Source organism: Streptomyces bohaiensis (genome assembly GCF_012033785.1).
Classification (GTDB): domain Bacteria; phylum Actinomycetota; class Actinomycetes; order Streptomycetales; family Streptomycetaceae; genus Streptomyces; species Streptomyces bohaiensis.
Map to the genome: position 1 here is coordinate 1 of NZ_JAAVJC010000168.1, position 10,383 is coordinate 10,383.

The 10,383-nt window shown below is 72.4% G+C and carries 5 protein-coding genes; 1 reads left to right on the forward strand and 4 read right to left on the reverse strand.

Annotated elements, in window-relative coordinates; translation table 11 throughout:
- Positions 1–87 precede the first annotated feature (87 nt).
- Together HCN52_RS16985 and HCN52_RS16990 are read right to left on the reverse strand one after the other, a co-directional pair.
- Complete coding sequence (locus HCN52_RS16985) at positions 88–1,887, reverse strand: stealth family protein (RefSeq protein ID WP_245175225.1); 1,800 nt, start codon at positions 1,885–1,887, stop codon at positions 88–90.
- Positions 1,888–2,456: 569 nt separating this feature from the next.
- Positions 2,457–4,511: a glycosyltransferase gene (locus tag HCN52_RS16990; protein ID WP_312876737.1), complete on the reverse strand. Its 2,055-nt coding sequence runs from the start codon at positions 4,509–4,511 to the stop codon at positions 2,457–2,459.
- A gap of 241 nt (positions 4,512–4,752) precedes the next feature.
- Between HCN52_RS16990 and HCN52_RS16995 the strand changes: the two genes are divergently transcribed.
- The gene (locus HCN52_RS16995; protein WP_168089308.1) at positions 4,753–5,946 is read left to right on the forward strand and encodes an acyltransferase family protein; all 1,194 of its coding nucleotides are present in this window, start codon (positions 4,753–4,755) and stop codon (positions 5,944–5,946) included.
- Between the two features lie 318 nt (positions 5,947–6,264).
- Here the strand turns inward: HCN52_RS16995 and HCN52_RS17000 are convergent, their stop codons facing one another.
- Positions 6,265–8,415, reverse strand: a complete 2,151-nt coding sequence (locus HCN52_RS17000; protein WP_168089309.1) for a hypothetical protein — start codon at positions 8,413–8,415, stop codon at positions 6,265–6,267.
- Complete coding sequence (locus HCN52_RS17005; protein WP_168089311.1) at positions 8,408–9,907, reverse strand: bifunctional cytidylyltransferase/SDR family oxidoreductase; 1,500 nt, start codon at positions 9,905–9,907, stop codon at positions 8,408–8,410. Before HCN52_RS17005 ends, HCN52_RS17000 begins: the two co-directional genes overlap by 8 nt.
- Positions 9,908–10,383 lie beyond the last annotated feature (476 nt).

Consider the following 10,383-nt stretch of genomic DNA (forward strand, 5'->3'; position numbering starts at 1 on the left):
GCGCCGCGCCGCGGTGCCGACCCGCCGCGCCCGCTGCCGGCCCGGGGGCGGGCGGCGCTCACCGCGGGCGGGGCGTCGCGGTGGGTGTCAGCGCTTCTCGAAGGCGCTGGGGAACGGGAAGTACTCGTCGAGGAAGCGGTTCAGCAGCCGCCCGACCTGCTCGCGGTCCTCGTCGGCGGTGGCGACGTCGTTGAGGCAGATGAAGTCGTGGCCGCGTTCGGCGAGGAGCCGTCCGAGCCGGATCTCCGCCTCTTCCGGGCGGCTGATGTCGACGTAGCAGAGCCGGTAGCGGCCGGGGACGGCCCGGCCCGTGAGCAGCGCCTGGTGGTGGTGGAGCGAGGCGCCGGGCGCGATGTCGGTGACGGCCCGGAACCGCGAGGCGGCGGTGCGTTCGAACTCGTCCGGGAACAGCTCCTCCAGCTCGGTCATGACCGATTTCAGCTGGGGGTGGGCGACGTGCATGAACTTCTGGGTGATGTTGCGCTTGTGGGTCTCCCAGATGAGGCGGCGCACGTTGCGGCCCGCGGCGCTGGGGGCCGCCTCCAGGGGGTGGGGTTCTCCGAGGCCGAACTGGGCGGAGGAGAACGGCACCTGGGCGAGGCCGTTGGCGTGGAAGAACTGGTCGGGGCCGATGGGGCGGCCCAGCATGACGTCGTCGTTGAAGTAGACGTAGTGCTCGGAGAGGCCCTCGATGTGGTGGAGCTGGGTCTCGATGGCGTGCGAGTTGAAGACGGGCAGGACGTCGGGGTCGCGGAAGATGTCGCGGTGGTCGACGACGGTCAGGCCCGGCGCGTCGGTGTCGAGCCACTCGGGCACCTGCCGGTCGGTGACGAGGTAGATGTGGCGCACGAATCCGGCGTACATCTCCAGCGACCGCAACGAGTACTTGAGTTCGTCGTGGCTGACGAAGCGCGACGACTCCGAGCTCGGGTCCTTGCGGACGCCGGGCCGGTGCTGGTCGCGGCGCGCCTGCCAGGCGGGGTCGTCGCCGTCGACCCAGGTGTAGACGATGTCGATCGGAAACTGGACCTCGTTGACCCGCGGCAGCGTGAACGCCTGGTAGGTGGGGTAGTCCCGTTCGCGCACGGTGAGCAGGGCCGGGACCTGCTCACCGCGGGGCAGGAAGTCGGAGACGGCGTTGCGGCGTGGTGCGATCAGCGACTCGGCGAGCACGTCCTCCGGGAGCCCCTTGGGAAGCTGCTCCTCGGGGTCGCCGGTGGCGAGCAGTTCGGCGCCGTCGGCCCAGAACTCGACGTCGCAGCCGGAGCGGGTGTGGGCGAGCAGCTGGTTGCGCGGGCCGATGAGGAACTCGCCGAACCGCAGGACCCCGGCCGTGGTCAGGGAGTCGGGGAGCCGCCCGTCGACGCGGAACTGGAACTGGGTGACGCCGCCGGCGCGTTGCGGCAGGCCGACGTAGATCGGCCGGGCGGCGTGGAGGTCGTCCATGGCGGCGAGGAACGCGGCGCGGTCGGCGACGCGGATGCCGAGCTGGTGCCGGATGCCGGAGGAGCCCGGCACCATGAAGTAGCTGATTCCGGCGTGGTCCAGGGCGCGGACCACGAGGTCGAGGTTGTGGGCGCCGGCGCCGGCGCTGGAGAACGAGGTGACCTCGCGGCCGAGGAGGATGCGGCCGCGGTGGACGAACTCGCGGACCGTGGGGTCGGCGGCGAGCAGGGGGCGGCGCAGATGGCGTGCGCGGCGGTGGCGGAGTCGCTCCCCGGGGGTGAGCTGGGTCGCGAGCCAGCCCTTGGCGCGGCGGCGGGCGGCCTCGGGGGTGGCGCGGTTGAGCATCCGGCGGACCGGCAGTGGCACCTTGTTGTATCGACGGACGAAGGAACCGGCCGGAGCGGGTCCCGAGTGGTCTCCGGCGGTAAACGGTGCGTTCATCTCGTCCTGTCCTGGTCGGGCGTCGGTACCGCCGTGCGGCCGGGGCGGGTCCCGGTGGTTCACCGCTGGGGGGCCTCGCGGGCGCACACGTGCCACCAAAGCGTAACCTTCGGGACCTGCCGGGCCGGACGGTCGGCGCTCTCATTCTCCGGGCGGGGCCCGACGGCGCGGGGACGTCGGGCCGCTCTGCGTGCCAGCCTCCCAAGAGCTTCACATCGCCGCCATATCCGGTGTCGCCGGTCGGTGTCGCGGGGCTGCCGGTGGCCGTCCCCGGTGGTCGGCGCGGGCAGGACGGGTGGACGCGAGGACGACATCGGTGTGGGGGATGTCTCCGCGTCGGTCGCCGCGGCGGTGCGTGCTTCGGGTTCCGCCCCGGGCGGGCGGCGGCGCGGGGCACCGAGGGCGACGGCGGGCGTGACGGCGCGATCACGGTACGGAGGTGGCGTGTTCCGGTCGGCGTACGGGGCGTGCCCGGTATCCCGTCGCGGAAGCGGCGGGGTGCGCGGGAGGGGTTCTCCCCCGCACCCCGCCGGCGCGGCCGCGGTCCGCGGCGGGGCGTGGTGTCGGGGTCAGCTCTTGGCGGGGAAGTGCTCGCCGGCGCCGTCGAGCGCGAGATAGCCGCCCTTGGTGGTGTAGAGCGTCGTCTCCCCGCGGGCGTCCCGGGGGCGGTGCCGGATCTCGGGGGGTGTCGCGAACACCGGCGCGGGTGCGGGCCTGGGGCGGACGTCCCAGTGCCGGCCGCCGGACTCGATCGTCAGCCAGAGGTCCCACACGGCGCGGGTGACCAGCGCGGTCGTCCCCGTGTCGGTCAGGTCGAGCACGGCGGTGAACCCCCGGGGCCCGGCGGTGGCCGGCGCGGTGGGTACGGGCGCGGTGAGCGGCAGGTCGGCGACGGCTGCGGCGAGGGGTTCGGTGGGCGGCTGGGGAGGGCGTCCGCCGATGAGGCGGCGCAGCGCGCCGAGGCCGCCCGTGGGGGCGGGGCGCGCCTCGCGCGGGCGCAGCGCGAAGGAGAGGTGCAGCAGGTCGCCGGGGATGTGGGTGAGCCAGGCGGCGCCGGTCACGGTCAGTCGGTCCTCCTGCCAGGACAGGTCGGTGACGACGGCGCCGGCGGTCACCGGGTGGTGGGTGCCGCCGACGTCCAGCGAGAACCGGCGCGAGGTGGTGACGTAGGGGACGGCGCCGGTGCCGCCGGCGGGGGTGGCGAGCACCCGGCTGGCGGGGGCGGCGAGTCCGGCGGTGTCGGGGGCCGCGGGGAGTCGCACGGTGCGTTCCGTCCCGTGGAAGCGGACGGACAGGTGGGCGTCCCAGACCCCGGCGCCGGCCGCGGCGGGGTCGACGGCGGCCTGCCAGCGAGTGGGGGTGTCGGGGGTCTCGCGGGGGGCCGGGCGGGCGTCGACGCGCAGTTCTTCGCCGTTCTCACGGTGGCGCAGCACCAGGGTGGCCTCGGCGGTGTCGAGGTCGACGCCGGTGACCCGGCAGTCGCCGGTGAGTCGCAGCAGGTCGCCGTCCCAGGTGGAGCCGAGCAGCCGCGCCTTGAGGCGGAGGCGGTCGGTGACGTCGAAGTACTCGTCGGGCAGCGGCTGTTCGGTGGAGCGGAAGTAGGGGTACCGGCGGTAGGCGCGGCCGTCCTCGAAGTGGAGCGGGGCGTCGGGGGCTTCGTCGGCCCGACGCGCCACCTCGGTGGCGCGCTCGATGTCGTCGTCGGCGAGGAGCCGCAGTTGCAGGCTCTCGTAGGCGGGGAGTTCGCCCTGGATCTCCGGGGTCCAGTGGCGTGCGTGGAGGGCGCGGGCGCGCTGCCAGACCTCGGCGCGGAAGTCGGCGTCGGGGTGGGTGAGCCCGACGGGGAGCATGTCCTGGGCGATGGTGCGGAAGTGCCGGCCGAGGAGCCGGGTGCGGCCGTAGGCGTCGTCGACGCCGTCGGCGACGAGGTCCATGAGCGTCTCGACGTAGCGGACGACCTCTTCGACGTTGCGGCTGCGCTGCATGATGTTGCCGCCGTCGTCGCGCTGCCTCAGGTAGTAGCAGTCGTAGTCACCGACGACGGAGGTCCCGCCGGAGACGAGATGGAACTCGGTCACGAAGACCTGGTCCTCGCCCCACCAGAGGGATTCGTCGAAGCGAATTCCGTTCCCGGTGAGCACGGATCGCCGGTAGAGTTTCTGCGGACTCAGGGCCCGATATATCTCCGAGGCGTAGAGGTCGACCTTCCCGCTTTTCGCGTAGGCCTTCACGGACGTACTCCTGCCCACACCGACGAGCTTGCCGAGCACCATGTCGGAGTTGTCGCGGTCGGCTGCCTCCACCATGAGTTCGAGGGCTTTCTCCCCGAGCATGTCGTCGGCGTCCATGAGGAATACGAAGCGGCCGGTGGCGAGGTCCATTCCCTGGTTGCGCGGGGCGCTGGGACCGCCCGACCCGACGTCGCGCCGCACGAGCCGCATCGTGGGGTGGGCCTCGGCTCGCCGCCTCAACTCCGCCTCGCTGCCGTCGTCGGAAGCGTCGTCCACCACGATGACCTCGTAACGCGACGGGTCCAGGGACTGCGCGAAAACGGAGTCGAGGCATTCGACGAGGTACGGCATGGAATTGTAGACGGGAACGACAACGGAAACATCGGGTCGCACGACGAACCTCCGGTAGCCCTGCTCAGCGTGCGACCAGCCTACCGGCCGGTCCGCTTTGCGAACGGCGTATCGCCCGGTGCGGGGACGCGAACCGGCCGCCGCGGGTTACGTATCCGTTAGCTGCCACCGCCCGGGATCCCGGTATGATCAGCCGGATGTCCACACGCGTGAGCCGCACCTGTGGTCGACGACACACCCGATGGGCATTTCATCACCGACTCGTAACGACTTCGGAGCCTACGTGGCGCGCATCATGAAGGGGCTTTTCGGCAGAAGAGCCCGCAGCAAGTCCCGCGACCCCTGGTGGGACAACGTCCGGTACACCTCCGGGACGCTGGTGGTGGTGGGGCACACGATCGAGCCGCTCCGCCACATGGAGGGGCCGCTCTGGCTCTGGTTGGTCACGTGGGCGCTGCGGCTCCCGGTGTTCGTGATGGTCTGCGGCTATTTCAGCAGCGCGGGACCACTCAACCTCCGGGAGGCGCGGCGAATAATCGAGTCCATCGCGCTGCCGTACGTCTTCTTCACCGTGCTGCAGACGGTGCAGGTGCGGTGGTTGGAGGGCGAGTGGAAGATCTACCTCGGCCTTCCCAAGTGGACGCTGTGGTTCCTCCTCTCGCTCATCGTGTGGCGGGTCGCGCTGCCCTATGTGGTGGCGTTGCGGTTCCCGTTCACCCTGACCGTGCTGGCGTCGCTGGCCATCGGCTACTTCAACGAGTTCGGTTCGGAGTTCTCGGCGTCCCGCACGGTCGCGCTGTTCCCGTTCTTCGTGCTGGGGTGGAAGATCCGGCAGGGCTTCCTCGCCGGGGTGTTCAGCCGGGGGTGGACCCGCTGGCTGAGTCTGGGGCTGCTGCTGGGGTCGGGGGTGGTGGCGTGGCTGGTGCGCGAGGAGGTGCGGATCGGCTGGACGACGCTGGCCGCCCCGTACGTCTCGCAGGCCGAGACCTTCGGGCTCGCGTGGGCCTGGGTGTTCCGGGCGGCGCTGCTGACCTGGGGCGTGGTGTTGGGTCTGTGCCTGATCAACCTGGTGCCGCGGCGGCGGATCCCGGTGGTGACCTACCTGGGCGCCGGCGGCATGTACATCTATCTGCTGCACCCGCTGGTGCTGCGGCCGCTGCGCGAGACGGGGATCTTCGAGCAGGTCGGCAACCGTGAGGAGCAGGTGCTGGCGGTGCTGGGGGCGGTGGCGTTGGCCGCGGTCCTGGCCTCGCCGCCGGTACGGGCCGTGATGAAGCCGCTGGTCCAGCCCAGCGTGCCGTGGCTGTTCTCGCGGGAGGTGCGGGACGCCTCGGTGCGGAAGCCGGTGGCGTCCGCCGGGTCGGCAGATCCGGCGGGTGCCGGGGAGACGGCGAGGGCCGCGGACCGGTCGGACGGGACGACGGCTCCGACCGTCGGCGGGCAGGAGCAGCAGCCGGCCGGCTCCGGGAGCCGCTGACCGGCGCACCGGGTAGGGAGCTGCGGGCCGTCGTCCTTTCGGGGCGGCGGCGCGCGGGGTCGCGACGGTCCGGCGTGACGCCGCGGCCGGGGCGGGCCCTCCCCACGGGACGGCGTGACGGGCCGGACGGCCGAGACGGACCGGACGGCCGAGACGGACCGGCCCGGTCACCGGCGGCGGCGCCCCGGTGCCCCGGTGCCGGCGGGCAGGAACGGGGCCCGCCGACGCAGCCGGGCCGACGGCCGGGTGACGGAAACGCGGCGGTGCCCCACCTCCGTGAGGTGGGGCACCGTGGGACGCGGTGCGACGCGGCCGCGGTCAGGTGAGCGCCTCCGGGACGCGTTCGGTGGCCTGCCGCGGGATCAGGCCGGTGGCCTGCCGCGAGTAGGCGGGTGCGGCGGGCACCGGTTCGGCGGTGGTGCCCAGCGGGTACGCCCGCAGCGCCCGGGCGTGCAGCGACTCCACCGCGTTGTTGAACTGGGTCATCGCGGAGGGCTCGTCCGGGCCGAGCAGGTAGCGCTTGAGCTCGACGCGGTGCTGGGCGAGCGGGTCGTCCGCGGTGGCGGCGACCGTCCCCAGGATGTCGTCGAGTTCGGCGCAGTCGCTGCCCAGCAGGTAGGCGGCGCCGGCGGTCGGGTTGAGCAGCCGGTACTGCTCGGGGTCCTCGTCGTGCGCGTTGGTGACCACGTACGGCTTGCAACTGGCGACGAAGTCGGAGATGACGCTCGACATGTCGCTGATCAGCAGGTCGGCGTGGTTGAAGCAGTCGTACAGCGAGGGCAGCCGGTCGGTGACCACCAGGTGGCGTCCGCCCTGGTACGCCTCGTCCCAGAACAGTTCGCTCCAGCGGGTGCGGAGTTCCGCGATCTCGGCTCGCACGTCGCGCGACTCCCAGCGGGCGTCGCGGGTCCACTGCAGCCAGTCGCCGTCCTCGGAGCGGCCGGAGATCTCGGCGATGCGGGCCTCGATCTCCGCCAGACGGCGGTCGGTCGCCGCGACGTGCTCGGGGTCGCGGCGGGCCGCGCGCCGCTCGTTGTCGCGGTGCAGCAGCCGGCGGACCTGGGCGTCGATCCGCTCGACCTCGGGCGACCGCTTGCCGGTGAGGGGGTGCGGCTTGTAGATGACGCGGATGTCGTCGCGAGCCAGCAGGCCGCCGATGATCCGCTCGCCCATCGGCAGCAGCGAGGTGTGGCAGGCCTCGTCGGTCCACCCCTCCCAGGTGGGGCCGTAGAGCACGGTCAGCGGCCCGGGGGTCCGCTCGGCGGTCGCGGGCAGCACCTCGGAGAGCTGGGGCCGGCCGACGGACACCAGGGAGTCCGGGTCGATCGCGTGCCGCACCCGCTGGTAGCGGTCGCGGCCGCCCTGACCGGCCACCCAGATCTCGTCGAAGACCCGGCTGACGCGGTTGCTGCTGGCGAGCTTGTCGCTGTCGCCGTGGCCGATGAAGACGTGCTGGGCCTCGGCCTTCTGCAGCATGTGCACGTTCTTGCCGGCGTTGCCGGGGTAGAGCACGACCCGCAGGTCGGAGAGGTCGAGCAGGGCGAGGTCGTCGGCCTTGCGCGTGCAGACGACGGGGAGACGGGTGCGGTCCAACTGGGCCATCGCCGCGGTCTCGCGGAGGATGATGATCGCCCGGCGGTCGAGCTTCTCCAAGGTGTCGATCCACATGTTGACCTGGTACATGAAGTCCTGGCCGGTGGCGGCGAAGGTGAAGTAGAGCGCGACCTCGGGACGGTACTCGGCGAGCCGCCGGTTGAGGACCTCGATGATCTCGGGAGCCTCGGGGATGCGCCGGTTCTGCCGGGCGTAGAGCGCCAGTTGCGCCGCGGCGACCAGCGTCACCAGGGTCGCCGCGCCGGCGAGGGCCAGCCAGCCGACGCCGAAGCCGGCGAGGACCGCGGCGGCGGCGGCCGCCAGGAGGATCTCGGGGCCGGGAACCCGGGTGAGGCCGCGCTGCCGCCACTTGGCGGAGTCCGGCGCAGCAGGCACCTTCAGCTCGCTCATGTCCATGTTGAGGACCGCGACGGGGACGTTGCGCCGCTTGTTGCGGTAGCCGATCAGCGGCGCGTGGCTGCCGTTGGCGCTGAAGTACACGGTGACCAGCAGCGCGAAGACGGTGACGCCGGACATCTCGTTGACGACGGCCAGCAGCACCAGCAGCATCAGCCGGTTGAACTCGCGCAGCCGGTCGCCGAACCCGAACCGGCGGAGCACCGCGTTGGCGACGCGGCCGCGCAGCCGCAGGTGCCAGTCGGTGACGTAGTTGACGGCCCAGGCCGCGAAGAAGAGCGTCGGGTTGTCACTGATGGCGGCGACGGCCAGCAGGACGGCACTGATGCCGAACGCGACGGAGGTGACCAGGGGCAGCCGGCCGTAGCGGTCGATCAGCCGGGTGAGGGTGGAGCGGTCGTCGCTCGGGGAGTCGACGGTGTGCTGCGCGGAGCCGCTGCCCGCGGGGCGGTCACTCACCGACGGCCCCCACGTCGAGGGAGGCGGCCAGGGCGAGGTCGAAGCTGCCGGCGGTCGAGGCGTCGGCGGTGGGGTCCTGCTGGCGGACGTCGATGACATGGCCGGTCAGGGTGGACAGCAGCACGTCGAGGGAGGTGCGGGCGACGGCCTCCGAGGAGAGCAGGCTGCCGGCGGGCTCCTGGCCGAACGCCTTGGTGCGCATCGGGGTGGCGGTCCGCTCGGGGTTGACGCAGTTGACGCGGATGTTGTCGCCGGCCCACTCGTCGGCCAGTGCCTGCGTGAGGTTGACCATGGCGGCCTTGCTGGAGGAGTACAGGCTGTACTCGGCGCGGCCGCGGGTGTAGCTGCTGGAGGTGTAGAGGAGCAGCTGGCCGCCGGTCTCGGCGAGGTACTTGTGGGCGGCGCGGGCCATGTGGACCGGGGCGAGGTAGTTGACGCGGAGGGCTTCCTCGATCACCTCCGGGTCGGTCTCGGCGAGGCGCCCGATGCGGAGGACTCCGGCGGTGTTGACCACGTGGTCGATGCGGCCGGTCTCGGCGTAGGCCCGCTCCAGGGCCTCGGACACGTGGTCGGGGTTCTCGACGTGGGTACCGGTGGTGGACCGCCCCAGGGCGTAGACGGTGGCGCCGTGGCTCTCGGCGAGCTCGGCTATGTCCTTGCCTATGCCGTAGGAGCCGCCGAAGACGACCATGGTGGTGCCCGTGAGCAGCTCGCGGTACGCGGCCTCGTCCGACTGGGCGGGGGCCGCGGTGGAGGCGAGCTGGTAGAGCTTGTCGGCGATGTAGACGTCGACGGGCTGCGTGACCTTCATGTTCCACTCGTCGCCCTGGACGACGTGGATCGGCACGTCCGGCAGGTACTTCAGGACCACGGAGCAGTCGTCGGTGGCCTGGAAGTTGGGGTCGCCGGCGGCGACCTCGTAGGCGCGGCGGATGGTGGAGAGGTGGAACGCCTGGGGGGTCTGGCCGCGGCGCAGCCGGGAACGGTCGGGGACGTCGGTGATGAACTCGCCGTCCTCGCCGTGGGTGCGGGTGACGATGATGGTGTCGGCCGAGGGGATGGCGACGTCCACGGCCTGGTGGCGGGCGAGCGAGGCGACGCAGTCGCTGATGACCCGCTGCGAGAGCAGCGGGCGGACGGCGTCGTGGAAGAGGACGTGACGCTCCTCGCCCTCGGCGAGCCCCTCGCTCAGCGCGGCGATGGCCCGTTCGGTGGTCTCGTTGCGGGTCGCGCCGCCCTCGATGACCCGACTGACCTTGCGCAGGCCGCCCTTGGCGACGATTTTCTCGATCTCGGCCGTGTAGCCCGGGGTCATCAGCACGATGACGTCGTCGATGTCGTCGGCCTTCTCGAACACCGCCAGCGTGTGCTCGATGACCGCCTTACCGGCGATCTTGATGAGCTGCTTGGGTATGGACAGCCCCACCCGCTGACCCGTTCCCCCGGCCAGGACGACTGCCGTGGTCCGAGGACGCGCCGCACTGCTCTGGATGGACAAATCCCGCTCCCGCCGATGTGACTGTGATACGAACGTCTGCCGTGAAGAAGATTAACGCCCGCACAACAGTGACTCGCCAACGCAGGCGATCGTTGCCAAGCGTTATGGCTTTGTGACGTCTGCTCGGTGTGGCGCGGCACACGCCGCCGCCCGACGCGGTGCGAGCCACGGGCGACTCCCGGAACGCCCGCCCCGGGCGCTCCGTCCCGGCGGCCGTCACCGCGCCCGACGCCCCCGGCGAGAGACGTCACCTGCCGCACGGCGCGCGCCCGCGGGACGGTGCCCGTCACGGTGCTCGACGGACGCAGCCGGGGCGCGTCCGCACCGACGAGCGCTGCTCCGGGCGGCGAGCGCCGCGCCGGTCGGCGCGAAGGCCCCGGCACACTCCCCCGACGGTCCCCGGGCCGCCCCGGACCGGACCGCTCCTGACGGCGCCACCCCCAGTCCGTGGGGGGGGGGGGGGGGGGGGG